20 protein-coding genes are annotated in these 25806 nt (G+C 42.2%); 16 read left to right on the top strand and 4 right to left on the bottom strand.

Annotation, left to right across the window (positions count from 1 at the left end; translation table 11 throughout):
- Window positions 1–107: 107 nt before the first annotated feature.
- Genes ABGU93_RS13915 through ABGU93_RS13905 form a run of 3 tightly spaced genes read right to left on the bottom strand, consistent with a single transcriptional unit; the run spans window position 108 to window position 3820 of the window.
- Window positions 108–1523 carry a trimethylamine methyltransferase family protein gene (locus ABGU93_RS13915; protein WP_347414038.1) on the bottom strand — a complete coding sequence of 472 codons (1416 nt, stop codon included), beginning with the start codon at window positions 1521–1523 and terminating at the stop codon, window positions 108–110.
- 28 nt (window positions 1524–1551) lie between these two features.
- A complete protein-coding gene (locus ABGU93_RS13910; protein ID WP_347414092.1) occupies window positions 1552–3000 on the bottom strand; it encodes a trimethylamine methyltransferase family protein in 1449 nt (482 codons plus the stop codon).
- Between the two features lie 40 nt (window positions 3001–3040).
- Complete coding sequence (locus tag ABGU93_RS13905; protein ID WP_347414037.1) at window positions 3041–3820, bottom strand: aspartate/glutamate racemase family protein; 780 nt, start codon at window positions 3818–3820, stop codon at window positions 3041–3043.
- 671 nt (window positions 3821–4491) lie between these two features.
- On the opposite strand from ABGU93_RS13905, the gene ABGU93_RS13900 reads away from it, so the two are divergent.
- The 12 genes from ABGU93_RS13900 (at window position 4492) to dxs (ending at window position 21323) form a co-directional block, all read left to right on the top strand.
- Complete coding sequence (locus tag ABGU93_RS13900) at window positions 4492–6132, top strand: BCCT family transporter (protein WP_347414036.1); 1641 nt, start codon at window positions 4492–4494, stop codon at window positions 6130–6132.
- Window positions 6133–6572: 440 nt separating this feature from the next.
- The gene (locus ABGU93_RS13895) at window positions 6573–7790 is read left to right on the top strand and encodes an NAD/NADP octopine/nopaline dehydrogenase family protein (RefSeq protein ID WP_347414035.1); all 1218 of its coding nucleotides are present in this window, start codon (window positions 6573–6575) and stop codon (window positions 7788–7790) included.
- A 149-nt stretch (window positions 7791–7939) separates the two neighbouring features.
- Window positions 7940–8794 (top strand): 3-methyl-2-oxobutanoate hydroxymethyltransferase, encoded by an 855-nt coding sequence (panB, locus tag ABGU93_RS13890; RefSeq protein ID WP_347414034.1) that lies wholly within the window; start codon window positions 7940–7942, stop codon window positions 8792–8794.
- A gap of 23 nt (window positions 8795–8817) precedes the next feature.
- Entirely contained in the window at window positions 8818–9441 is a 624-nt protein-coding gene (locus ABGU93_RS13885) for a corrinoid protein (RefSeq protein ID WP_347414033.1), read from the top strand.
- Between the two features lie 351 nt (window positions 9442–9792).
- Window positions 9793–10677 (top strand): DMT family transporter, encoded by an 885-nt coding sequence (locus ABGU93_RS13880; protein WP_347414032.1) that lies wholly within the window; start codon window positions 9793–9795, stop codon window positions 10675–10677.
- A 106-nt stretch (window positions 10678–10783) separates the two neighbouring features.
- Entirely contained in the window at window positions 10784–12133 is a 1350-nt protein-coding gene (locus ABGU93_RS13875) for a uroporphyrinogen decarboxylase family protein (RefSeq protein ID WP_347414031.1), read from the top strand.
- A 61-nt stretch (window positions 12134–12194) separates the two neighbouring features.
- Window positions 12195–13112: a GTP-binding protein gene (locus ABGU93_RS13870; RefSeq protein WP_347414030.1), complete on the top strand. Its 918-nt coding sequence runs from the start codon at window positions 12195–12197 to the stop codon at window positions 13110–13112.
- A gap of 54 nt (window positions 13113–13166) precedes the next feature.
- The gene (locus ABGU93_RS13865) at window positions 13167–13973 is read left to right on the top strand and encodes a methyltetrahydrofolate cobalamin methyltransferase (protein ID WP_347414029.1); all 807 of its coding nucleotides are present in this window, start codon (window positions 13167–13169) and stop codon (window positions 13971–13973) included.
- Window positions 13974–14047: 74 nt separating this feature from the next.
- Window positions 14048–14578 carry a hypothetical protein gene (locus ABGU93_RS13860; RefSeq protein ID WP_347414028.1) on the top strand — a complete coding sequence of 177 codons (531 nt, stop codon included), beginning with the start codon at window positions 14048–14050 and terminating at the stop codon, window positions 14576–14578.
- 366 nt (window positions 14579–14944) lie between these two features.
- Window positions 14945–16339 carry an APC family permease gene (locus tag ABGU93_RS13855; RefSeq protein ID WP_347414027.1) on the top strand — a complete coding sequence of 465 codons (1395 nt, stop codon included), beginning with the start codon at window positions 14945–14947 and terminating at the stop codon, window positions 16337–16339.
- A gap of 227 nt (window positions 16340–16566) precedes the next feature.
- Window positions 16567–19284: an EAL domain-containing protein gene (locus tag ABGU93_RS13850; protein ID WP_347414026.1), complete on the top strand. Its 2718-nt coding sequence runs from the start codon at window positions 16567–16569 to the stop codon at window positions 19282–19284.
- Between the two features lie 152 nt (window positions 19285–19436).
- Complete coding sequence (gene dxs / locus ABGU93_RS13845) at window positions 19437–21323, top strand: 1-deoxy-D-xylulose-5-phosphate synthase (protein ID WP_347414025.1); 1887 nt, start codon at window positions 19437–19439, stop codon at window positions 21321–21323.
- A gap of 76 nt (window positions 21324–21399) precedes the next feature.
- Here dxs and ABGU93_RS13840 read toward each other — a convergent pair whose 3' ends face one another.
- Window positions 21400–21921, bottom strand: coding sequence for an excisionase family DNA-binding protein (locus ABGU93_RS13840; protein WP_347414024.1), 522 nt, complete (start codon window positions 21919–21921; stop codon window positions 21400–21402).
- Between the two features lie 314 nt (window positions 21922–22235).
- On the opposite strand from ABGU93_RS13840, the gene modA reads away from it, so the two are divergent.
- The 4 genes from modA (at window position 22236) to ABGU93_RS13820 (ending at window position 25791) form a co-directional block, all read left to right on the top strand.
- Window positions 22236–23018 (top strand): molybdate ABC transporter substrate-binding protein, encoded by a 783-nt coding sequence (modA, locus tag ABGU93_RS13835; protein ID WP_347414023.1) that lies wholly within the window; start codon window positions 22236–22238, stop codon window positions 23016–23018.
- A gap of 211 nt (window positions 23019–23229) precedes the next feature.
- Window positions 23230–23913 carry a molybdate ABC transporter permease subunit gene (gene modB, locus ABGU93_RS13830; RefSeq protein WP_347414091.1) on the top strand — a complete coding sequence of 228 codons (684 nt, stop codon included), beginning with the start codon at window positions 23230–23232 and terminating at the stop codon, window positions 23911–23913.
- A gap of 3 nt (window positions 23914–23916) precedes the next feature.
- On the top strand, window positions 23917–24990 hold the full coding sequence (locus tag ABGU93_RS13825; protein WP_347414022.1) for a sulfate/molybdate ABC transporter ATP-binding protein: 1074 nt from the start codon (window positions 23917–23919) through the stop codon (window positions 24988–24990).
- Between the two features lie 162 nt (window positions 24991–25152).
- Entirely contained in the window at window positions 25153–25791 is a 639-nt protein-coding gene (locus tag ABGU93_RS13820; RefSeq protein ID WP_347414021.1) for a CHAD domain-containing protein, read from the top strand.
- Window positions 25792–25806 lie beyond the last annotated feature (15 nt).

The following is a 25806-nucleotide window of genomic DNA, read 5'->3' as shown; positions in this document are numbered from 1 at the left end:
GGGTTTACTGACTAAGACAGTATGATAACATGAATTCCAAAAAAATCATAGAGACAACCCTGAGAACGGGTTGCCTGTCTGATTGATAAAGGGGATTGAACAACAGATTACTGGTAATTTTTTTCGATTTTTTCAATCTCTGCCAGGATTGAAGCTTCCAGTGGAGGGACCTCGTGGGTTTCCAGAATGGTATCGATTTTGGCATTGACCATTTCGAGAATATCTGACTGATCAGGATTGACCATTCGCCGTTTAAAGAATTCGGGATACCAGACGCTTCTGAAATTACTGAGGGTGTGCATTTCATTAAGGTAGTGACCGCCGTGGCCAACACCCTTGATAACATCCATAGCCAGGGTTTCTTCATTCACTTCGACACCGCTGGAGTAGGCCGACAGCTCATTGATCATTTCATTGGCCAATACCACCATCGCGGGGGCCACCGAGTTACAGTGATCGAGAACGCCAATATCGTGTACAATGTTGGCCTTACTTAAAATGGAAGAGAAAAGTTCCATCTGGACCTCGGCAACCGACTGGGGATCGATGGTTTTGGCATCGCTGCAGCCAGCCGTACCATAGAAGGGCAGGTTGTAATAGTCAGCCAGCTCTGAAGCAGCCGCCACCGACTTATGGAATTCAGGGGCGCCATACGAACCGATGGTGGTTTGCATGTCAAAAACGGTTGGCATCGAGCCGTAAATCAGCGGAGCACCTTCGTTAACAGCCTGGGTAATGACCACACCCGCTAAAATTTCAGCGTTATTCTGGGTTAGCGCACCGGCGATGGTAATCGGAGAGGTGCCACCCATCATGCTGTATGGCATGTAAACGACCGGGATTTTATTGGTGGCACTGATAAAAAGTTTTTCCGTGCTTTCAATCGGATGGGTCAGTGGCGGAATCGGCTCACAGTAGTTAAAGATAAAGGGTTTTTCAGCCAGTTCTTTGTGCCCGCCGGCAACAACGGCAGCAATGTCAATGATTTCCTGAAGGGATTCGATATCATTGGTGGAAAAATTGATGGTTTTATCAAAGTTTTTAAGGGTTTCAATAAAGGTAACCTGAGATTGGACCAATGGATCGACATCGGCACACATGCCCACTGACAGTATAAAACTGATATTGGATAGGTAACTGCCCAGTTTACACATGTTTTTAATATCCGCTTTCAGGTAGGGTCGGGCCATATTGGTTTTGTGATCAAGGATTTCCAGCTGATCGGAATGGGTTCCAAAGTAGACATTGTTTTTGCTATTGATGACCATATTGGGTTTGCCATCCCGGGTGTATAAGGTTAATTCTTTGGGAATGGTATTCAGGGCCTTATCCACAACTGCTTTTGGGAATTTAACCATATCGCCATCAACGGTACAGCCATATTTTTTCAGCAAATCGATGGTTCGTGCCCCAACAATTCGCATGCCGAAGTTTTCAAGCAGATCCATGCTCTTTTCGTGAATCGTCTCGATTTTATTTTTATTCAGAACGTTAAATTCAATATTTCTTTGTGTCGTTTCCATAGTTTCTCCTTGTTTTAAATAATTTGAGTTAAATTCGTTCCCGGTAACAAACAGGGATATATTCATTTAGCAAGTCAGATTGTTCTTGGGTAATATCAGGGGGAGTGTAGGAGGCCAAACGTTCTTTAACAGCAGATTGGACGCTGCTGAGAACCGGTGTGCTACCATTTTCCTGCCACTGGTTGGGATCTTCTTTGTTGAAATATTTGGGAACAAAGAATTCCTCTTTGAACATCTTTGGTGTCCGCCCTTGTAAAAAGTTACCCCGGGGGCCAATTTTAGCTATCAAATCATGACATAGATAGTTTTCTTCGGTATTAATGCCTTTTAAGAGTCGGCGATTCATCCGATAAGTGTCTTCATCCATCAGGAATTTCTCAAAGCTTAAAATGTTAAAGCTGCCCATAATCCCGCAGGAATGAAGAACCAGATCAGGAGCCGCTTCCAGGGTTGAGCGAATCATCATATCCGATTCAATCCCGGCCTGGATATCAAAATCTTTGGCATCGCTTAAGCCGCCGCCGGTACGGCAGGGAAGCTTGTAAAAATCTGCCAGTCCCCGAGTTGCATAGGAAATCAAAGCAGTTTCCGGTGCGCCAATGCTGAGCTGGACGGTGCGCAGGTTGGTGGAAGCTGAGGTCTGGCCATAAACCACTGGTAAACCGGGCTTGACCAACTGAGACATGACCATTCCAGCCAAAACTTCAGCATTGGTCATCGCAATCAGCCCGGCCACTGAAGGCGGGCCGGTGAGGACTGGCATGGCACAGGGGCTGAACCAGACTGGCTGATTCATTTCAGCAGCAATCAGGAATTTTTCCAGTGGATCATGGTCAAAACATAACGGAGATAGGGAATTGACATGGACAATATTATTGTAAACACCACTGCGACCTTCAAATTTTTGAATGAGTTCCAGACCTTTTCTAAAGGATTCGCGCATGTTTGATTTTAACGGGAAGGTGTTGGCCTGTAAATGCAAGGCCGTTTTATTGGAGTATTTCAAAATCATGGCGATGGGACTGAAGACCCGTTCATCCAGGGTCAGCCCTTTGTCATCCAGGAAAATATTAAAATAGTTACAATTGATGACATCACTGGTATCGGACAGTTTAAACTGATCCACGGCATCATCATTGGTCATTTTGTGCAAATGACCTTGTTCCAGGCGGAAAATGTTTCCGATCCCAGGCATTAAAATCAGGCTACCGCCGCCAAGGGTATGGTTTCCTTTGGAGTTTTCAATCGTGAAAGTTTCCGGAATGGTTGAAATGGCATCCATGATTAATTTTTCGTCGAGAAAGACGGTGTCGCCATCAATCCGGGCACCGTGACTTTTGAAAACATCCAGTATTTCCGGGTGTTCGAATTTAATACCAATTTCGTTGAGAATTTTTAGTGATTCGGCGTGGATGATTTGGACATCTTCTTCTGATACATATTTTTCATATGGCTTCATTATTTTAATCCCCTTAATTAAGTTTTTTTCTTTACGGATTCAGCATTTCGGACGCGGTTTAGATGTCACCATAGTAATCACGATGAGAAACACAGGAGTAGGCATAATCCAGTAAGGTTCCCCAGCTGAATACTGGTAAATCGACAGCCCGCTGAATGGCCCGGGCAAATGGCTGCATTCCGGTACATTCTAACATAATCGCCTTAATATCAGGGTGTTTGGCGATAAATTCTTTGGTAATGCGAATCATATCCTTTTCCGACTCATCGTAATAACTTTCTGGAATCTCAGGTCGTTTTTCATGATCCCACAGGGTGTCAAACTGAGGACAGCCGTATTCATCCTGGGCACCAGCAATATGGAAATTACTGTTCAGATCAATGCCAACCTTTTCCAAATGAGTATCGGTCAGGAATCGTTTTTGGGCGCAGATAATGCCAACGGCATTGGTGGGTCCGATCAGTTGTTGTATAAAAGGAACTTGTAGCAGGCTCGACATGAAAACAGGAATGTCCACGGCAGCGGCAACATCCTGTTGGAAATAAGCAAAATAGCCGCATTCGGCAGCAATCGCTTTACAACCCATTCGTTCCAGGTTTTTTGCGGCTTGTACAATCGGGGCGCGACAGGGGGTTTTATCTTGTTCCCATACCAGGGTGTAGTTGTCTACCCCATGAGCGATTTCATACTGGATTGGAAAACCCCAGGCACTGGCATTACGGACATCGCCAGGAAAACCGGGATAGGCATCATCCAATACCATAATGCCAATACCCATTCCATAACAGGTGTGATTTTTCCGAGTGGTCATGTAGTTAATTCCTAAATCTCTTTGCATATCTTCCTCCTGAATAGTTAATAATTATTTAATAGAGTTTTGCTATTTGTTATTTTATATCAAGCAAGTATTGTGCCAAGATTTGATCTTTTTTCAGGTATCTAAAGAAATGATTCGCGTCATCCATAGCTGATAAAAGATCAACCGGTGCTAATTTATCGGGATGAGCAGCCATGGTCTTTTATCCAGTCATACTAATGAAAAAAAGAGGAATTGACATTATAATAGAAGATAAAAAAAGTAAAGTTCAATAAAAGAGATCGATCCGAAAGAATGAAGTATCTATTTTGTGAGAAATACAGAATACCATGCAAAAAAAAATGTCATGCAAAAATAGGAGTCGATAAATAAAAAGCCCTGTTTTAAAGAGGTTTTTGTAATGGTTTTCAAAATTAGATTTTAAATGGTGCATAATGTTTTGCAGTTCTTTCGGTCAAGATTAGAAACGACATCTTAAAACCGGCTTAAAACCAAAGAAATTTAAATATTCTTACATTTTACGAATTGGCACAAAGCTTGCTTTACATAGTTATCATAAACAAGACCTGAATTTCTATAGGAGGTGTAAAGAAAGAAGACGTGCTTATGGCAAAAAATGTAATTATCAGGAAATCATTATTTTTATGTGCTTACAGGTTTAGAAACAGAAAAATTTTAGAAGGAGAGAATTTATGTTAAAAAGATTACGTATTGTTCCAATTGCGATTCCAATCGTGATAATGGGAATTATTCTCATTATTGGATTTATCAGTCCCGATGAATTTACTACCATTATGACCGATTTCTTTATCGCGTTAATGGCAAATGCCGGCTGGATGGTTTCCATCGGGGTATTGATTTTTGTCGCTTGTATGGTTTTGTTATTCATTCATCCTTTTGGCAGCATTAAATTTGGAGGACAAAATGCCAAACCCAAGTATAAAACCTGGATCTGGTGGGCCATCTCACTTTGTGCCGGGATCGGTACCGGGATTGTTTTCTGGGGTGCCACCGAGCCATTAATGCATGCATTTGGGCCACCGCCATCCACCGGTCTGGAAGCAGGCAGTCTGGATGCCATTATCTGGGGGATGAGCAAATCCTTTTTACATTGGTCATTTTCACCTTATGCGATCTATGCAGTAGCGGGAATCACGATTGGTTATGCTTACTATAATATGAACAAAAGCTACACTGCCAGTGCCGGCCTTGTTTATTTAAATGATGGAAAAGAGTTAAACTCCAAAATCAATACAATTATTGATGGTATTATCTTATTTGCTATCTGTGGTGGAGTTGCCGGTTCGCTGGGTTACGGATTACTGCAGATCGGTAGTGGCCTGAATTTTGTCTTTGGGATTGAACCAGGACCATTTGTCTGGACCGTAATCGCCTGTGTGATTATTGCCTCCTATACAATTTCCAGTGCAACTGGTTTGGATCGTGGGATTTCCTGGCTCAGTGATAAAAATGCCTGGATTTTCATTGCCCTGATGATCTTTGTCTTGATCACCGGACCTACGGCCTATGTTTTCAATCTGTTTACCCAATCATTTGGATATTTTCTTAATACCTTTGTTGATTCAAGTCTATTCACCCAACCTGTACTTGAAAGTGATTTATGGCCACAATGGTGGGATATGTATTGGATGGTTGACTGGTTGTCGTTTGGACCAATTGTTGGTTTGTTCCTGGTAAAATTATCCTATGGCCGAACCATTCGCCAGTTTATTACGGTAAATATCATTCTGCCAGCGATGTTCGGGATTCTCTGGTTCAGCGTTTTTGGCGGACTGGCCTTAGACCTGCAACTGCGAGGCGTAGCCGATATGTCAGGGTTCCTGGCTGATAATGGTGCTCAGGCGTTTATGATGTATATCTTTGAATTCCTGCCATTTACTGAATTAATTCGGATTATCATGCTCGTCACCATTGGCTTATCATTCATTACCCTGGCAGATTCAATGACATCAACCATTGCAACCATGTCATTAAAACAATCCAAAGGTGTTAAGGAAGCGCCCCTGCCAATTAAAGTATTCTGGGGCATCTTCATTGGTTTGATTTCTCTGGTATTTGTAATTAGTGGTGGAATTGACGGGATCAAGATCGTTAAAACCATTGCCGGTTTTCCAATTCTCTTTATTGAATTAGCGATGATACTTGGCTTCCTGTATCATCTGTTCTCAGGCAAGCTCAAACGGGATGAAGTAGAATATGCCGATTTTATGGAACAGGAGGCAGTTGCTGCTGCTGAGGAAGCCGCTGCCGAGTTGGCTGATCCTAAAATTCATAAAAAATGGTTTAATCTGAACGGCAACGGAAAAAAATAAAAATTAGTATTCAGGAAAGAGAGTGTGTGGTTTTAAGCCGCCACTTTCTTTTTTTGGGACGATATCTGATGCTCAAAAGTTTTTGTTTAAGAATATAAATAAAGATAACTTCGCGGCGGTGCTGACAGTTGATCAAATATGAAAATAATCGATTTCATATGCAAAAATAGATACCATGCAAAAAAATAAAGCATACTGAGAAAATACTGATAGAAGCTGATTTAAGGACAAAAAATGATTAAAATAACCGTGAAACAAGAGGAAGGTGTTACGTAATTTTGCACCTTGATTTTTGTTAAATATATTTTTAAAAGGATAAATGAGTGGTTGATGCAATTCCGATCTGTGAAAACTAGTTGGCACGTTCTTTGCTTTAAATCAGCAGTGAGTAAATAAACGATCAATTATTCCAAATTGAGATGACTAAAAGGAGAAAAAATATGGCAGACATGAGTTATTTAAAAGACAAGCCCATTGCAGTATTAGGGGCTGGTGCAGTTGGTAAGGCAATTGCCGGAGACTGTGCCTTAGGCGGAGCAAAGGTCAGAATTTGTGATTTTGAACCTTTCGCCGAAAAAACATTAAAAAATGTTGAAAAAGTTGGCATCAAATTTTTTGGCGAGCAAGTCAATCTTTATGGTTTTGAACGGGAAGGCTTTGCCAAAATGGACAAGGTTACCACCGATGTGGCTGAAGCCGTCAAAGGTGCCGGTATTATTGTCATCGCGACGCCGACGTTTGGACACAAACCTTTTTTTGAAAAACTGATTTCCTGTCTGGAAGATGGACAGGTTATTCATATTTTTCCCGACAATTTTGGTACCTTAATCCTGCGCAAAATGATGCGGGAAGCCGGCTGTACCAAAAATGTCATCATTGGCGGCTGGTCAAGCTCAACCTACGGCAGCCGGGTGGAAATGCCGGGTGGCGTCATTACCCATAAAATTCGGGTCTATTACCGGGCGATTACCCTGCGTGGGGCCGCAATGCCAGCTACAGATACCGAAGCCTTTATTGAAAGTTCAAAATATCTGCCATCAATGGATGCCGTCACCGAAGGCGAAGGCGCCGTTGCTGGAGACACCGTTTTAGATACCGGGTTCTCAAATGTTAATCCCGTGCTCCATTGTCCCGGAGCAATTCTCGGTGTTTCGACGATGGAAAACTTCGGTACCATTTTCGGCGAAGATAAATTTAAATTCTCAATTTATTCCCACGCCTATTGTCCATCGATTTCCCAGGTTCAATACACCTTCTATCAGGAAGAATGTACCCTGGCAGATACCATTGGGGTCGGCATTCAACCCTATGAAAAAGAGCATTTCTTCTCCCGGGAAAATGTATTGGGACAGGAATACATGGGACTGGATTACCTGATTCCCTTTGACAAACAGGATCCGATCCAATACGGTACTGGTCCATTTACGATGGAAAACCGTTACATTACTGAAGATATTCCCGTCGGCTGTTATGTGTATCAGCAACTGGGTGATGTTTATGGCGTCAATACCCCGGTTGTCGACTCAATGATCAGTCTGGCCTGTGCCATTCTGGGCCGAGACCTGACCGCCAATGGCTATACCCTGGAATACATTGGTATTGACAACATGACCAAAGAAGAATTAAACGATTATTTAAGAACCGGACAACTGAAATAGTTTCCCCCTTAATAGTCCTCAGCCACCCCTTAAAATAAGATAAACCAAGACCCTCAACCTTTCGCACGCTTTACGAGCGTGCGATGGTGGATGGTCTGATATGAAGACTGGTCTGAAGATAAAATAATAAAAACACTAAGGAGCAAATGATGAAAAAAAGTATTATTAATTTTAGAGAAATGGCAGAGAAGAAAGAGAAAATTGTATACATTACCGGCTATGATTATTTAACTGCCAAATATGAAGAACGGGCCGGCGTCGATATGATCCTGGTTGGTGATTCCCTGGGGATGGTAACCTTGGGTTATGAAACCACCTTCCCGGTAACCATGGATGATATGATCGCCCATTCATCTGCTGTCAGACGGGGCGCCCCCAATACCTTTATTGTTGGTGATATGCCTTATATGTCTTATCAGATTTCCAATGAAGAAGCGGTTTTCAATGCCGGTCGGTTTACTAAAGAATCACTGGTGGATGCCATTAAACTGGAAGGCGGCACCGAATCGGTTTGCGAGCGGATTAGAGCCATCGCTGATGTTGGGATCCTGGTCATGGGTCATATCGGCCTGACACCACAGTTTGCTGCTCAAATGGGTGGCTATAAGGCCCAGGGTAAAAGCGCCGGGGCAGCGATGGAACTATTGCGACAGGCGCTGGCAATTGAAGCCGCCGGCGCATCCTTTATTCTGGTTGAAGGGGTTCCTGCGGTAGTTGGTAAAGCCATCACCGAGCGGCTGAGTATTCCCGTTCTGGGCATTGGAGCCGGTTCATTTACCGACGGTCAGTTACTGATCTATGCCGATATGGTTGGATATTATGATGATTTCACCCCTAAATTTGTAAAAAAATACGCCAATGTGGGAGCTGAGTTATTAAAAGGATTTACCGCATTTTGCGACGAAGTGAGAAATGGCGCGTTTCCAGATGATGGGGTGCACACCTATGTAATCGCTGATGAAGAAGCCGCAGAACTGGAAAAACTGTTAGCAGAAATTAAATAAAAAAACGGAAAAGGGTGAAAAAAATGTTTAATATAGCAGATTTAGGACAATTTGTCATCGATGGAAACGAACCGGGGATTATTGAAAATGTTAATCTTCTGGTTGAAGCCAAAGCCGATCCCATTGCGATTATCAATGAAGGTTTGTTAAGTGGGATGAATGTTGTCGGTGAAAAATTTAAAGCCGGAGATATGTTTGTTCCCGAGGTGCTGATGGCAGCCCGGGCGATGAATGCCGGAATGGATATTGTCAAGCCGCTGATCGCCGATAAAGACATGCCCAGCCTGGGTACCATCGTGATTGGAACCGTCAAAGGAGATTTGCATGACATTGGTAAAAACCTGGTTGTGATGATGCTGGAAAGCGCTGGTTTCAAGGTTATCGATCTGGGGATTGATGCCAAAGTTGAGCAATTTGTGGCGGCAGTCAAAGAACATAACGCCGACATCGTCGGGATGTCAGCGATGCTGACGACGACCATGACCTATATGCAGGAAGTCATCAAAGCCTGCCAGGATGAAGGATTAACCGTACAATATCTGGTTGGCGGAGCACCGTTATCACCTGCATACAGCGAAAAATTAGGAGCCATTTACGCTGCCGATGCATCGGGAGCAGTGGATACCGCCAAAGCATTAACAGCATAGCTAAGCATTAAAATAGACGGAGACACTAAAGATTATGACAAATAAAGCACTCCGAATCGGGAGTGCTTGAGGTTATCGATTAACTGCCGTACCGACCAATTGTTAATCTGTTGTTCGCCGCGCCATGCGAAATCCGCTTTGCTCCTTTCGCATTGGTCGCGGGCAGTCGCCAACTACAAGCAAGCTTGTGATTGGCTCGTTACCTTCGCGCAGAATCGGACAGGCTTTGCCGTGTCCGCTCCGATGCGTACAACATGATGTAACAATTGTCGGTACTAGGTTATCTTTTTTGACAGTCTGAAGCACTCCGACTCAGGAGTGCTTTTTAAAAATTAAGAAAAAGAGGCAAACATGTCAATTGGAATCATTGCAGCCGTTGCAGCCGCATTGGCCGCAGGTCTCATTCCGGTATTAACCAAGGCTTTAATGCTGGATGGATTGGGTGCCACCACCATTTTATTTTATCGGTATGCTGTTGTTTTTATGGGCTTGGGGCTAACCTTTATCTTAAAAAAAGAAAAGATCAGGGTAACAAAAAAACAGGCCCTGGAACTATTTATTTATTCAGCTGTCGGATATGGTGGATCCACTTTTTTATTGGCCCGGTCCTTTAATTATATGCCGATGGGATTGGCAACCATGCTGTATTTCTCTTATCCGCTTTTCGTGGTTGTCATTATGGCCATGGTTTTTAAAGAAAAACCAAACCAGACGAAGATCAGTGCTTTGATCATTGCCAGTGCAGGGATCTTATTTCTGATGAATTTCAATTTCGATCTAATCAATATGGGGAGTGTATTAGCGCTGGGATCAGGCTTGGCATATGGTATTTACCTGGTCAGTCTCCAGCAAAGCAGTCTTAAGACGCTTGAAAACCGGGTGATTATCTTTTATCTGGGTGGGATTTGCACCATATTTTTTGGCATTCAGGGTTGGATTATTTCGGGTAATTCAGAATTTTTAGCGTTACCGGTTAAAGGCGTGCTCTTTACTCTGGCATTGGGCGGGATTACCATCTTTGTTTTGCAGATGGTCACTTTTGCCATTAAGCGAATCGGATCGACGCAAACATCACTGATTATTGCTTTTGAGGCGGTGGTAACTTTAGTGCTGGGCGTTTTAGTATACAACGAACCATGGAATGGTAATACCTTTGTCGGGGCCGGTTTGATGCTGATTGCGGTAATCCTGGTCAGTCAAACAGCGGATGCCGATCCTTTATCTATTCGAGATTAAGGCAATGAGCTTGGTAAAACGGAATAACGACGATCATCAGCAAATAGCAGCATCACAGTTACGGAAATAAAAAATAAAAATTGAAAATACAATAATGAGGTAAAAAATGGGAAAAGATCTAATTTTAAAGACATTAAGACACGAAACGGTCAATGAGGTACCATGGATTCCTTTCAGCGGTGTCCATGCCGGCTTTCTGAAAAGCTATACAGCTCGGGAGGTATTAACTGACGGCGATAAATTATTTGATTCATTGATGGAAGTCCACAAGCTTTATGCCCCGGACGGAATGCCGGTAATCTTCGATCTTCAAATTGAAGCAGAAATACTTGGCTGCGAGTTGTTATGGGCGGAAGATAATCCGCCATCGGTAATGAGTCACCCCTATGCCGGTGAATTGACCGTGCCGTGCAAATGCAAGATTCCTAAAATTACCGACGGTCGCATTCCGATGGTAGTGGATGTGATGAAACGGGTGAAAGCGTCAGTGGGGGATGACACCGCTCTCTATGGTTTAATTTGCGGGCCAGTCACCCTGGCCTCCCATATCCGCGGCAGCGAATTTTTTATGGATATTGTCATGTATCCGGAGTATGTCAAAGAACTGGTAGGATTCTGCGTGGAAGTGTGTAATGCCATGTCAAGCTACTACATTGATGCCGGGATGGATGTCATTGCATTGGTTGATCCGCTAATCAGCCAGATTTCACCGAAATCGATTGAGGCCTTGTTTATGGAGCCCTTCCAGGCGGCCTTTGATTTTATTCGCAGCAAGGGGGCATTAAGCAGTTTCTTTGTCTGCGGCGATGCTACTGTTCAGATGGAGGTGATGTGTCGAACCAATCCCGACGGGATCTCCATTGATGAGAATGTCAATATTTATGAAGCCAAGAAAATCACCGACCAATACAATATTACCATTGGCGGAAATATTCCGCTGACAACCACCCTGCTGTTCGGCAATCAACAGGACAATATGAAATTTATTGTCGACATGCTGGATAACATCGACCATCACAATCTGATTGTCAGTCCCGGCTGTGATATGCCCTATAATGTCCCCATTGATAATACGGTAGCGATTGTTCAGGCGATAAAACAAACGGAAACGGTCCGCAAAATGATTGAAAACTATGAGGCAGTTGATGAAGATATCCCGGTGGAACTGCCAGATTATGACAAGCTGGAAAAACCACTGATTGAAATCTTTACTCTGGATTCGGCTACCTGTGCGGCCTGTACCTACATGGTCAAGGGAATCATGCTGGCCGAAGAAGAGTTTGGTGATCGGATTGAGATTAAAGAATTTAAATACACCAATAAAATAGATATTGCCCGGACTAAAAAAATGGGCGTTCAGCACCTGCCATCCACCTATATCAATGGCCAACTTCAGTGGTCATCGATTATTCCCAGCAAGCAAGAATTAATTGAAGTGGTCGGCAAATATCTATAGTCAAAAGCGGTCTGAAGCGGCGGCTGTCAATGCCGCCCTGCTGAAAACGAGGAGAAATGGAATGAAGCTGATCTTACTGACCGGATTTTTGGGCGCCGGGAAAACTACGATGTTGAAAAAATTGTTAACCGAATACGAAGGCCGTAAAATCGGCGTTTTGATGAACGAATTTGGGGAAACCGGAATTGACGGAAAAATGATCAAAAACGAAGCTTTTGATCTGATTGAATTAAATAACGGATCGGTTTTCTGCGCCTGCCTGAAAGAAAACTTCATCAAAGGACTGGCGGAATTTTTACACCATCCATTGGAAATTGTGTTTGTCGAATCCTCCGGAGTGGCTGATCCTTCGAATATGGGGATTATTCTTGAAACGGTCTCAAAAATTTCCGGTCAGGTCTATGATTATGCCGGTTCCATATGTATTGTGGATGGACGCTATTTTCTTAAACAGTTTGACGTGATTGCCGCACTGGAAAAACAGATCATGTATGCTAGTAAGGTTATCATCAATAAGGCCGATCTTCAAAATCCCGAAACCCTTCAAGTTATTGCAGAAAAAATCAATGGCATAAATCCGGCGGCGGAAGTCTATCAGACGTCTTTTTGTACGGTGCCATTGGTTGATTTGGTCAAGACCATGAAAAGAACAGCGTTCACAGCCAGTCCTTCCGTAAATACCTGGGAAAGTCGTCCTCATACCCATGTTTTAAAAACGGACGTAATCCTGGATTATCATACATTCGAAAGATTTCTGAATGAAATAAAACTGTCAACCCATCGGATCAAAGGGTTTGTTCAAACCGATCAGGGGGTGTTTGAAGTCAGCAGCGTCAATGATTTTGCGGTGTTGAATCATTGGAACAAACCGGTTGAACAAACCGAAATCGTGCTGATTTCGGCAGTGGGCATCCGGTTGATCAGTGATTTGCTGAGACTCTGGAAAAAGTATTTTGGAGATACCCCGGTCAGTATTTAAAATCAAGGATTCAGTTTAGAGATCGATTTATACAACAAAGACAAGGAGACACAGATGATTATTATTGGAGAAAAAATCAATGGCACCATCCCAACCGTGAAGGAAGCCATTGAAAAAAGAGATGCAGCCTTTATCGCCGACCGGGCCGTGAAACAGACCGAGGCCGGCGCCAATTACATTGATGTATGCGCCAGTACTGCACCAGAATATGAAATTGAAACTCTCAAATGGTTGATTGAAGTAGTGCAGGATGTTACCGATACCCCCTTATGTATTGACAGTCCCAATCCCCGGGTTATCGAAGCAGTATTCAAATATGCCAACAAACCGGGAATGCTCAATTCGATTTCGGAAGAAGGCGACAAGTGCGAGGTATTGCTGCCATTGATGGAAGGCAATAGCTGGGAAGTGGTGGGACTGACCTGCGACAACAACGGCATCCCCGCCGATTTGCAGACAAAGCTGGATATTACCAAAAAGATGGTCGATAAAGCAGCGAGATATGGAATTACTCAGGATCGTATTCATATTGATCCCTGCGTAATGGCTTTGTCAACCGACAATCATTCACTGCTGAATTTTGTTGAAGAGATCCGCGCCATCAAAACACTGTTTTCGACCATTCATGTCACCGGTGCTATCAGTAACATTTCTTTCGGGTTGCCAATTCGGCCGCTGATTAATCGAAATGCTTTGGCTTTTGCCATTCAGGCCGGGATGGACTCAGCTGTGATGGACCCCCTGAACCGCGACATGATAGGGACCATTTTTGCAACCGAGGCATTGTTAGGACTGGATAAACATTGCCGAAAGTACAGTAAAGCATACCGGGCTGGAAAAATCGGAGCGCTGACAAAGTAAGAAAATCACTTATTTGAATTATCCTTGCCTTCCCTATGTAACGGGGCTATAATTTAAGCATACGGAGGGCGAGGATGAAAAAGACAGGTATAATACTTTTGGTTTTGAGTTTAGTGGTTTTGGGACTGACTGGCTGCGGAATAGCAGCGTATTTCGATAATCAAGGAAACACTGCCGGAAGCGAAGCTCAAAAGCTACCGGAAATGGTATTAAACGAACCTTTTACAGTAACCACCGTCAGTGGTGATTACGGTCTCACCATCAACGGGGCGCGAACAACCACGGAAAGAAATCCAAACTCTGAGTCTGATCCCAGGCAGGTGGTCTTTCTGGATTATACATACGAAAATTTCAGTTACGAAAAAAGAAATGATATGGATTTCTTTTTAGCCCAGGGGGATTTTGTGCTTACCGATGAAGCAGGACATGTCCTGGAAGCTTATAATATTAAAGATCCCAACCGGATGATCGAGGAAACACCCATTGGCGGAAGCTGCTCAGCAAGCATTGCTTATGGTTTGGAAACGGATAGTAAAAAACTCACCGTTACCTTTGTCAGAGGAAAAGGCAGAGAGATTGCGCAGATTACCATACCGATCGAATAAAAAGCCTGAAAAAATTTTAAAGAGTTCCGATTTTTACAATCAAAGCAGAAAGAAGTAGAGTATAGTAAGATCAGAAAGACAAAGTAGTCTGATTTCCCGATGGGAAATCAACTGTTTTGTCTTTTTAATTTTATCGGAAAGCTAAGCTTGCGTGTGGGCATCGTTTTTCCGGGAGCGATGAGAAATGCAACTAGGTGTTTCTCATCATGTTTTAGTATAGTGTTAACGGAATAATAACGGGAGCAAAGATGCTCAGATATCCTGATGTGATATTTGGGCATCTTTTTATATAGTTAACAACACACCATCAAGGCACTTTTTTCAATGAAGAAGTAAAGTGCGAAGAAACATTAGAAGGAGATTATTATGGAAAATCAAAAAAAATTAGGATTAGGCAGTGCGGTATCAGTCTGTGTGGGTTTGATTGTGGCAACAAGCTGTTTGCTTTTACTGGGTCAGGGAATGGGTCTAGCAGGTTCGGGATTTATTATTTCGTTAGGAATTGTACTTTTTTTAAATGTGATGCTATCGCTGACATTTGGCGAACTTCATGCGATCATGCCAGATGTGGAAGGCGGCCTTGGTCAATATACCCTGGCGGGACTTGGTCCGGTGGCTTCAATTATTTCTAACTTGTCAGCTTATGTGATTACCATGATTCTGGCATCTTCGGTAGAAATGGCGATGTGCGGGATGGTGATCAATCAGATCTTTTTACCAATGATCCCAGCCCCAATTCTCAGTGCGCTGTTGCTGGCCGTGTTGTTTTTAGTTAATTACAAAGGGGTGGATATTTTTGCCAAAGTCCAGAATGTGGTGGTCGTGTTACTGATTGGTTCATTGATTGCCCTGGGGGTTATCAGTTTCTTTAATCTGGGGACCGGAACTGTGATCACTGCTGCCCAGCAAACACCACCGCCGGTAACCGGGATCAGTGGTTATGCTTCTCTGGCCGCGTTAGCATTCTGGTTGTTCATCGGTATTGAATTTGTTATCCCGATGGCTAAAGATTTAAAAAATCCCAAACGGGATGTGACTCTGTCGATGATTTTGGGCTTGATCTTATTATTCTGCGTCCAAGCGATGCTCGGTGTTGGGATGACCCATTATGTTACCCTGGAAGCCTTGGCCAGTTCAGCGATGCCTCATATGCTATTTGCCGAAAACCTGTTGGGCGATGTCGGACTTTACTGGATGGGGATTGTGACCCTGCTGGCAGGGATCAGTACTGCCAATACGGTACTGGGCAGTGTGAGTAAAATACTGTCGGGAATGGCACAAGATGATATGATGCCAAAGATTTTTGCCAAAAAGAATAAGAATAATATCCCGGTAGCCGGTCTGGTGTTGATTTTTGTTGGCGATCTGGCCATGTTGATCACTGGATTTACCCAGTCTTCAGGTTTGGCGACGATTTTGTTGGCAGCATCATGTTTCTGGTTAACCTCATATATTCTAGTCAATATTTCAGTACTGGTACTACGAAAAAAATATCCGGACATGCCTGGGCGTAATAAAAAGCTGACCTTCTTTGGGATACCGCAGCTCCTTTGTATTGTTGGCAATATCTATATGATCTGGAATATTGCCGAAGGTGATGCCAGAATCCTGGTCTACAAAATATTCTTTGGACTGTTTGCCGTCCTGATTGCCTACTCAGTGGTTTGGGTAAAAGTGATCAAAAAAATATCGTTATTCCAAACGGCAGATGTTCATGAAATGAATTTAAGATGTAAAACCGAAGCTGGAATGAGTGTTTAAAATATCAATGTGTTCATTGAACCTCTACAAATCTAGATTATTTAGACTTATCACAATATAAAAAATAAATCAAATACAAATAGCCACCTTTCAAAATGAGAGGAGGCTATTTGTATTTGGTTTATTACTTCAGAATCTTAAATTGAACGTGCGGATTTGTATTTAATTGCATCACTTCAGTTAGTTTAGTATAATGATTTGTAAGTAAAACTGGAAGGGTGGTTATGATGGATTCCAAAAATAAACGAATAAAACAAATGCTCAAGAATTTTGTCATGATATTTTTGCCGGGATTACTGATAGTGGTGGTTTTGGCCGGGATCTTTATTAATATTAATATTGAAAACGGAAAAAACATTATCAAAATCAGACAGATGAACAACAGTGAAATTGTCAGCGTCAATGTCAATTCGATCTTTGAAGATATCAAGTCAGACGGAAATATTATCCTGAACTCCAGTGAAATAAAGGCCTATGTTGGTAATTCGGCAGCGGCTCTCAGTCGGGACGAATTAAAACGAATATTCGCTAATATGATGACCAATAAAAAAATCTATGATTCGATCCGCTTTGTTGGCGTTGATGGCTATGAGAAAGTTCGGGTCAATGATGCTGACAATGGCACTACAGCTGTAGCCGACAGTGAATTAGAATACAAAGGTGATCAGACTTATTTTACGGAAGGGATGATGCTTAATTCGGACGAAATTTTTATTTCGCCCATGGATTTGAGCATGAATGGCGATGAAGTTGAAACACCGATCAAACCGGTGATGCGATTGGTATTGCCAGTATTTAATGATAAAAATGAACGACAGGGAATCCTGATTTTAAACTATCTGGCGAAAAATATGTTGGATCAAATCGAAAATGATTCGAAAAGCAACATGGAAATGAAAATTCTGTTGTTAAATGAGGATGGCTATTATTTACTAAGCGAGAACAGTAACAAGGACTTTTCGTTTATGTACGACGATCAAAAGGGGGTCTCATTCAGTCAGGAAAATCCGGAAATCTGGCAGGCCATCTCGAATAATGTGAATGGCTATTACGATGATGGGAAAGATATCTACTCGTATACCCCCATTTATCCTCTGGAAGGGTATCGGAACCTGCATTGGGTATTGGTCGGAGCGGCGCCATTAAATGTTTTGGGTGTTTTTACCAATGAGGATAACCGGACCATCGTGTTCATTTCAGCCTTATTGATTCTGATTTTAGGTATCATCAGCCTGGTTGTTTCCTGGTTGCTGCTGATCAAAAAAGAAGCCAGCTCGAGAGAAAAAATAACCGACGGCATTTTCAAAAATTCCAAAGAAGGGATCATGATTATGGATGCCGAAATGCGGATTGTCTATATCAACAAGGCGTTCTCGACCATCACCGGCTATCCCGAGGATGAAGTCATGGGCAGAAAACCCATCGATTTTAAGTCAGGGGAAGATCTGAGAAGGGTTTACGGTAATATCTGGAAAACCGTAAATGAAGAAGGCAATTGGCAGGGCGAAATTGTAGATGCAAAAAAAGACGGAACCACCTATCCCAAATATATTACCATCTCGAAAATATTTGACAGCAAAAGCGATACCTTGAGCAATTATCTGGAGGTTTTTGAAGACTTAACCAATGCGAAAATTACCGAAGAGGCCATTAATAAAATCAAACATTACGATGAGGTCACCGGATTGCCGACCCAGGCGCTTTTTGAACTTAAAACCCGGGAATTCATTAAACAATATGATCACATGGCTATTATTGTCCTTCAGGTTACAAATCTTAATGCTCTGTATGATAATTTAGGTAAAAAATCAGGGACTATTTTAATCAACGAAGTATCCCGACGGATTCAAACATTTTTGAGAGATGAGGATCTTTTAGGGATTCTTCATAAAGACCAATTCATCATCGCCCGAATCAACAGTAATGACAAATTGGAAATGGGACACTTAATGAATAAAATGATGACCTATCTTAAAGAACCGGTTGAAATTGATGAAGAGAAGGTTTATTTAAATGTATCTATTGGTATCGCCGTTTTTCAGGAGGACAGTGCAGATCTGGAAAAACTCATTGAATACGGAAATATTGCTAAAAACTATGCCCTTCAAACCGGAGACAATACCTATGTTTATTACGAGAAAGAAATCAAGGAGAATTATCTCAATAATCTGAAGCTGGAAACGGAATTACGGAGTGCGCTTGAAAAAAATGAACTCAGTTTAGCTTACCAGCCGCAAGTTCAGGTTGACACGAGAGAAATCATCGCCAGTGAGGCGCTGCTACGATGGAATAATCAGAATTTGGGACAGGTAAGCCCGGGGCAATTTATCCCGGTGGCGGAAAGAACCGAGCTGATCATCCCGATTGGGAATTGGGTTTTAGAGGAAGCAATTAAGCAAAACAAAAAATGGCTGCAACTGACCAAACGTCAACTCGGCGTTGCGGTTAACCTATCCCCCATTCAATTCAAAAAATCAGATCTACCACAAATTATCAAAGGCCTTCTGGAAAAATATGATATGCCGGCAGAATTATTAGAAGTTGAGATTACTGAAGGTATTCTGGTGGAAAATATGGAAGGAACCAGCAGTCAGCTGGAGGAGCTCAAAGCGCTGGGGGTGAAGGTCGCCATTGACGATTTCGGAACCGGTTATTCATCTTTAAAATACCTGCAGAATCTCAATTTTGACAAACTGAAAATTGATCGGGAGTTTATTAAAGATTATCCGGAAAATGATACTGGAAACATTGCCAAAACGATTCTTCATCTGGCTAATCAAATGGACTTAAATGTGATTGCCGAGGGAGTTGAAACCCATGAACAATTTCTGTTTTTACAAGAAAACAAATGTCATGAAGTTCAAGGGTATTATTTTCATAAACCGCTATTGACAAAGGACTTTGAAATGTTGATAACAGATAAGATTCCGTTTTCCGAGGATTAAAGAAAAATAACTATTGATGTGATATGATTAACAATTAAGTCGGATTCGCAATAAGGAATCTGCCAAATAAAAAATGCTGTGATTGATGGCAATAGTTTCGATAATCCCTGTTGTTATATTATCGAGGGAAAGAAACAGTGAAAGGATTCAAAGTGACTTTATTAAAAAATATTTTGTCCCCCGCGGATTTAAAAAATCTATCGTATGGCGATCTTCAAAATCTGGCAGGGGAGTTACGCCAGAGAATTTTAGAAACGGTATCAAAGAATGGCGGTCATCTGGCTTCAAATCTGGGTATCGTTGAAACAACCCTGGCGATCCACCGGGTTTTTAATAACCCCGACGATCAAATTGTCTTTGATGTGGGTCACCAATGCTATGCCCATAAATTATTAACCGGGCGACAACAGGAATTTGATACTCTCCGTCAGTGGAACGGAATCTCCGGCTTTACCAATCGCAAAGAGAGCGACAAAGACGCATTTGGGGCCGGCCATAGTGGGACTTCGATCTCGGCGGCGCTGGGTCTGGCTATGGCCAATCAACTGGACAGTAAGGAAAATTATGTCATTGCTGTGGTGGGGGATGGATCATTCACCAATGGAATGATTTATGAAGCCTTAAATAATTGCAATAAAAAAAATTTGAAACTGATTATTATTCTGAATGATAATGAAATGTCGATCTCGGAAAATGTCGGCGGACTGTCAAATTATTTATCAAAAATCAGAAACAGTCAGAATTATTTTAATTTAAAACATCAGACCCAGTCGTTTTTTCACAAAATACCCTTAGTCGGGGATGGTCTGGTTGAAGGTACCCGAAAACTTAAAAAACACATTAAAAAACGGTTAGTTGCCGAGAACTTTTTTGAACATCTGGGCCTGGACTACCTGGGGCCGGTTGATGGCTGCGATCTCAAAAAACTGGAATCGGTGCTCAATGAAGCAAAAAGCAAAACCAACTGCTGTCTGGTTCATATCCACAGTATCAAAGGAAAGGGCTATCCTCACGCTGAGGAACATCCAGAAATGTATCATTCGTCAGGTCCCTTTGATCGGGTCAAAGGGATTGAAAAAAAAGAATCAGAAGACAGTTATTCAGCCGTGTTTGGGAAAATTATGGTTGAAGCGGCCAACACCAACGATTCCATTTGTGCCATTACCGCTGCCATGACCGGCGGCACCGGACTGGAACAATTCAGCCAGACGCATTCAGGGCGTTTTTACGATGTGGGGATTGCCGAAGAACATGCCGTTACCTTTGCGGTCGGTCTTTCGGCCAATGGCAAGACCCCGGTCTGCGCTATTTATTCAACCTTTGTCCAACGGGTCTATGATCAACTGATTCATGATGCTGCGATTCAAAAGCTGCCGCTGATTATGGCTCTGGATCGGTGCGGGCTGGTGCCTGGAGACGGGATTACCCATCAGGGTATTTACGACTGTTCCTATCTGTCGTCCATCCCGGGAATGGAAATTTTCAGTCCGGAAACCTATGACGAAATGAAACTGAGTTTTAAGCAGTGCTTAGAGAATAAAAATCTGGCCGTCATCCGTTACCCCAAAGGAGCCCAGCAGCAATATGACCGCAGCGGTTTTATTGATGATGGGGATCTCAGCTATCAGGATTTTTCAGAAGCGGGTAAAGACGCTGCGCATCCGGATATTGTAATTCTGACCTATGGCCGAATTACAAAAAATGCCTATGAGGCAATTCAATTTTTAAAGGCAGACAACCGGATCCGGTTAATCAAACTGGTCAAGGTTTACCCGTTAAAGATGGAAAGAATTCTGGCCCTAATGGGGCAGCCAAAGCTGGTTTACGTGCTGGAAGAAGGGATCAGAAGCGGCGGAATCGGTGAAAAGCTGGCGGCTGCAATCGCTCAGAATGAGGAATTTAAGCCCGGCAAGGTGCGCATTCACGCTATTGAAAACCCCTTGATGGAACAGGGGGATCTCCCGTCTTTATATGATTACTGTGGGTTTTCGCCAGCGCAGATTGCTAAAGAGATTGTTGAGCTATCAGGCAATGCATAAAAAAAACGGCGCAAGCCGTTTTTTATTGCTATAATTTGTTAGTCATCAAATAACATCAGCAACGCGATGGAATTTGCTATTTGTAGACATTAATGGACATGGTTTTAAAAACCGCATAAAGCTCGCAGCCTTTGGAAATGTTCATGCTTTCCATTGACTTTTTAGTGATCATTGACATCAATGGAATACCGATGTCCAGGACAACTCTGACGCCATCATCATTTTCAATGAGATCCACCACGGTGCCTTTAAAAATATTCCGGGCACTGCTGGTAAATGGTTCAAGACTGAGAATAATATCTTCCGGCCGGATGGAAAGCCTCACGTCTCCGGTCAAATCGGTATGAACATGGATCTTGACATCATCAATTTTGACGAATTGCTCATCCTGTTCCACAAACACCGACCCCTGATACTGATTGGCGGAACCCTTTGATTTTAATAAATAGTTCTCGAACTGAGACTGGGAAATGCGCAGATGTTTACCCAAACGATGCGCATCAAGATCCCCCCGTTTGATCATCTCGTAAACCGTATTTTTTGTTATTTTAAGTTTTTTGCTGATTTCTTCTGGGGTGAATAAAAGTTCGTCATTCACTGTGATCGCCTCCTCCTGATTTATGTTTTATTGACTAATTGCGATACTATAAAAGCTTCAGTAAATTATTGCATATTAATCTAGACAGTGAAACTGACTGCCTTCTCGCAATTGATTGCACTATCTATTATAACCAATCTTGGCTGAATGTAAAAGGAATTAAACACGCTGAAGAGGTTAATTTAGAAAAAGTGTGATCTGAATGTACTAAAAAAAAACAGCAGAATAATTTGACTTGAACAATCCTGTTTTGTATAATGAAAAATAGTCAAACGAAACAAAACATAACTAAAGAAAGAAAAAGGAGAAGTGAGATGAAATTGTTTAAAAGAGGAATTGTAGTGGTTGCATTATTGTCAATGGTCTTTGCTTTGGCTGGTTGTCAGACAACTACCAAATCAGAACCGGTAGCATTAACTATTTCTGCGGCTGCAAGTTTAAAAGATGCGATGACAGAAATTCAAGATTTATATGCGAAGGAGGAACCCGATGCCACACTAGCGATTACGTTTGGAAGTTCTGGGTCACTGGCAGAACAAATTCAACAAGGTGCTGATGTGGATGTCTTTTTATCAGCATCGACAAAGTATATGAATAATTTAAAAGATGCCGAATTATTAAACAACGATACGATCAAAGAGTTGCTTGAGAATGACGTTGTTTTGATTGTCCCGAAAGATTCAACAACAACAATTACAGATTTTGCCCAAGTTGTTGATCCCTCCATTACAAAAGTCGCAATTGGAGAGCCTTCAACAGTACCAGCTGGTCAATATGCAGTTGATGTTTTTACTTTCTATAATGTAATGGATAAAATTACCGATAAACTTGTATATGGAAAAGATGTTAAGGAAGTATTAACATGGGTTGAAACGGGAAATGTGGATGCCGGTGTTGTTTACTCGACCGATGCGGAAGTTTCCGATTCGGTTAAGACCATTGCAGTAGCTTCGGATGAATCGCATAAGGCTATTATTTACCCAACAGCTGTGATCAAGACTAGTAAAAATCCAGAAGCGGCACAAGCGTTCATTGATTTTTTAAGTACCGATGCAGCTAAAGAAGTTTTTGTTAAATATGGGTTTAAAACACTATAAATTTGACAAATAACAGACAACATTGGTAAGATTATTATAATAAGAACCGATATCCAGTAATGAAAAATAACCAATAACATTTAAAAATCGATGAAGACGAGCCGTTTATCAAATGGTTCGTTTTAATATTATAAAATTGTTTGATAAAATCAAAGCAATAACATTTGGTTAGAAATTATTTTAATTAATAACAAGGAAGGGAGTGATAGGTATCAATTTTGATTTTACGCCAGCTTTGATTTCAATCAAAGTCACCTTAACAGCGACAACGATTAATTTTTTTCTTGGGATCACTGTTGCATGGTTGATGACAAATTATAAAGGCCGATGGAGAGGGTTGATTGATGGTATTTTAACACTTCCGCTGGTCTTGCCGCCAACAGTAGCAGGATTTGCTATCCTCCTTTTGATTGGAAAAAATGGACCAGTTGGCAATTTCTTATCAATCTTTGGGGTTAATATTATTTTTTCCTGGTATGCGGCAGTGATAGCCGCCATTGTAGTGGCATTCCCACTGATGTACAAAACGACTATGGGTGCATTTGAGCAAATCGATCCAAACATCCTCAGTGCCGCGCGTACCCTTGGTGCATCAGAAAGAAAGGTTTTTTGGCAGGTGGCAGTTCCCGTCGCCAGGCCGGGGATCGCCGCTGCTACAGCATTAACCTTTGCGCGATGTCTTGGCGAATTTGGTGCAACCCTGATGGTAGCTGGGAGTATTCCGGGAAAAACGGAAACCATTCCTGTTGCTATCTATTTTGCAACGCAAAGCGGAGAAATGAAAATTGCGCTAATCTGGGTTATGATTATTTTCGCAATTTCACTTACTGTTCTAGTCATTAATAATTACTGGGAAAGTTACAAAAAAAACCAGCAGCGTGGATTTGGAGGTTGACCGATGGAGTTCCTTATTGATATAAAAAAGAAACTATATGAATTCCAACTTGACGTAAAACTTCAATCAACCGAAGAAGTCATTGGCATTTTAGGGGCATCCGGTTCGGGGAAAAGTATGTTACTGCGGTGCATCGCCGGACTGGTAAAGCCCGACGAAGGCCAGATTATTATTAATGGTAAAACATTTTTTGATTCCGAAAAAAAAATCAACCTGTCGATGCGGGAGCGAAAGGTCGGGTTCCTTTTTCAGAATTACGCCCTTTTTCCCAATATGACCATTGAACAAAACATTGCCTTTGGACTTGATAAGATACCTAAGAATGAAAAAAAGAATCGGGTCAACGCGCTGATGGAAAAATATCATCTGGGTGATATAGGGAAACGTTACCCGACTCAAATATCCGGGGGACAACAGCAACGGGTAGCTCTGGCCAGAGCAGTTGCTGTCGATCCCGACATATTATTACTGGATGAACCATTTTCAGCCCTGGATGTACATCTCCGTAATCACATGATGCGGGAAATGTCTGAGTTATTAAAGGATTTTCAGGGAATGACCCTCTTTGTCACCCATAATCGCGAGGAAGCATACCGCCTGGCTGACTATATCGCCGTGTTTAACACCGGCAAAGTTGAGATCTATGGACAGAAAGATGACATCTTCAAATGGCCGGCATCGCTGGAAACGGCTAAAATAACCGGCTGCAAAAATATCGTGGCAGCAACCCGACTGGCCGAAAACCGCCTGCATGTCCCACAGTGGAATATTTCGCTTACCACGGTCATAAAAATAGAACACGATAACGGTTTTCTGGGGATCAGAGCCAATCAGGTTAAACTGGTGGACGAGCAGGATGGTCAGCAGGATAACTGTTTTAAGGTCTGGATCGCAGATGAAAGCGATGGTCCTTTCCGAACATCACTTTATTTAAAAATAGGTTCTCACCCGAAAAGTCGGGACGATTTCCATATTCAATGCGAAATCAGCAGGGAAGAACGCAATCACTTAGCTAATCTGCGTGAACCCTTTATCATTTATATCAATCCGGAATTTGTGTTTTTTGTTGATCAATAAATTAATAAGAGTAGTCTTAAAATGTTTAACAGGAAATCAGCATCGTTGATTTCCTGTTTTTGTTTTCGATAAAAACAATCGATTTAGTCATGGGTTTAAGGCACCGATGGGTATATAGATTAAAACGATGGAATAATAAAATCTGAAAGGCTGGAAAAAGTGATGATGATGGAAAAACTGGCGATCTTATTAATGGAAAATCAGGGGCGCTATGAAAAAGGTTTGCTGTTGCCCCAGATACCGCCGATAAAATCAGTGTGGGTTATTAATCAAACAAGCCTGAATATAAAAGCTAAAAAGAAGGTGGCCGTGGCGGTCGAGATCATCATGAATAGCGGATTTAATGAAATCTTAAACGCCTACGATCGATTTTTCGAAAATCCCAGTGATCCGGAAGGGGTTCATCAGGTACGGGTTCGAATCCGTAAGTTTCGGGCGATCCTGGCTTTTTTCAGACCACTATTCAAAGCTGAAAACTACCAGCGACAACAGGATACGCTGCGGAAAATGGGACAGCAATTTGGCGAAGTCCGGCAACTGGATGTGCTGCTTTCCGGAATTTCTGAAATCGAAAAAAACGGCAGTTTTGAAATCAGTGATTTCGTGAAGCTTAGAGACCATTTGCAAGGCAAACGGGATAGCGCCTTTGAACATTTATTGACGAGTCTTAAAACCGATGCCTTTGCCCTGGATTTGCTGGACATCTGGGTCTGGATGCTCAATGATCCCTGGGAAGCGGGGGCACCGGATTTACAATTATCAACTCAAACTTCGCACATTAAAAACACTTTAAAACGTTGATACAAAAGACTTTTC

The organism is Acetobacterium sp., from assembly GCF_039830195.1.
Taxonomy (GTDB): domain Bacteria; phylum Bacillota; class Clostridia; order Eubacteriales; family Eubacteriaceae; genus Acetobacterium.
The sequence above is the reverse complement of the archived record's forward strand: the minus strand, read 5'-3'. Positions and strand labels throughout refer to the sequence as shown.

Excerpts from the sequence above, each read along its gene's own strand:
- ABGU93_RS13915 (WP_347414038.1), bottom strand. The coding sequence starts at position 1,523 with ATGGAAACGACACAAAGAAATATTGAATTTAACGTTCTGAATAAAAAT.
- ABGU93_RS13905 (WP_347414037.1), bottom strand. The coding sequence starts at position 3,820 with ATGCAAAGAGATTTAGGAATTAACTACATGACCACTCGGAAAAATCAC.
- ABGU93_RS13900 (WP_347414036.1), top strand. The coding sequence starts at position 4,492 with ATGTTAAAAAGATTACGTATTGTTCCAATTGCGATTCCAATCGTGATA.
- ABGU93_RS13895 (WP_347414035.1), top strand. The coding sequence starts at position 6,573 with ATGGCAGACATGAGTTATTTAAAAGACAAGCCCATTGCAGTATTAGGG.
- panB (WP_347414034.1), top strand. The coding sequence starts at position 7,940 with ATGAAAAAAAGTATTATTAATTTTAGAGAAATGGCAGAGAAGAAAGAG.
- ABGU93_RS13885 (WP_347414033.1), top strand. The coding sequence starts at position 8,818 with ATGTTTAATATAGCAGATTTAGGACAATTTGTCATCGATGGAAACGAA.
- ABGU93_RS13880 (WP_347414032.1), top strand. The coding sequence starts at position 9,793 with ATGTCAATTGGAATCATTGCAGCCGTTGCAGCCGCATTGGCCGCAGGT.
- ABGU93_RS13875 (WP_347414031.1), top strand. The coding sequence starts at position 10,784 with ATGGGAAAAGATCTAATTTTAAAGACATTAAGACACGAAACGGTCAAT.
- ABGU93_RS13870 (WP_347414030.1), top strand. The coding sequence starts at position 12,195 with ATGAAGCTGATCTTACTGACCGGATTTTTGGGCGCCGGGAAAACTACG.
- ABGU93_RS13865 (WP_347414029.1), top strand. The coding sequence starts at position 13,167 with ATGATTATTATTGGAGAAAAAATCAATGGCACCATCCCAACCGTGAAG.
- ABGU93_RS13860 (WP_347414028.1), top strand. The coding sequence starts at position 14,048 with ATGAAAAAGACAGGTATAATACTTTTGGTTTTGAGTTTAGTGGTTTTG.
- ABGU93_RS13855 (WP_347414027.1), top strand. The coding sequence starts at position 14,945 with ATGGAAAATCAAAAAAAATTAGGATTAGGCAGTGCGGTATCAGTCTGT.
- ABGU93_RS13850 (WP_347414026.1), top strand. The coding sequence starts at position 16,567 with ATGGATTCCAAAAATAAACGAATAAAACAAATGCTCAAGAATTTTGTC.
- modA (WP_347414023.1), top strand. The coding sequence starts at position 22,236 with ATGAAATTGTTTAAAAGAGGAATTGTAGTGGTTGCATTATTGTCAATG.
- ABGU93_RS13825 (WP_347414022.1), top strand. The coding sequence starts at position 23,917 with ATGGAGTTCCTTATTGATATAAAAAAGAAACTATATGAATTCCAACTT.
- ABGU93_RS13820 (WP_347414021.1), top strand. The coding sequence starts at position 25,153 with ATGATGATGGAAAAACTGGCGATCTTATTAATGGAAAATCAGGGGCGC.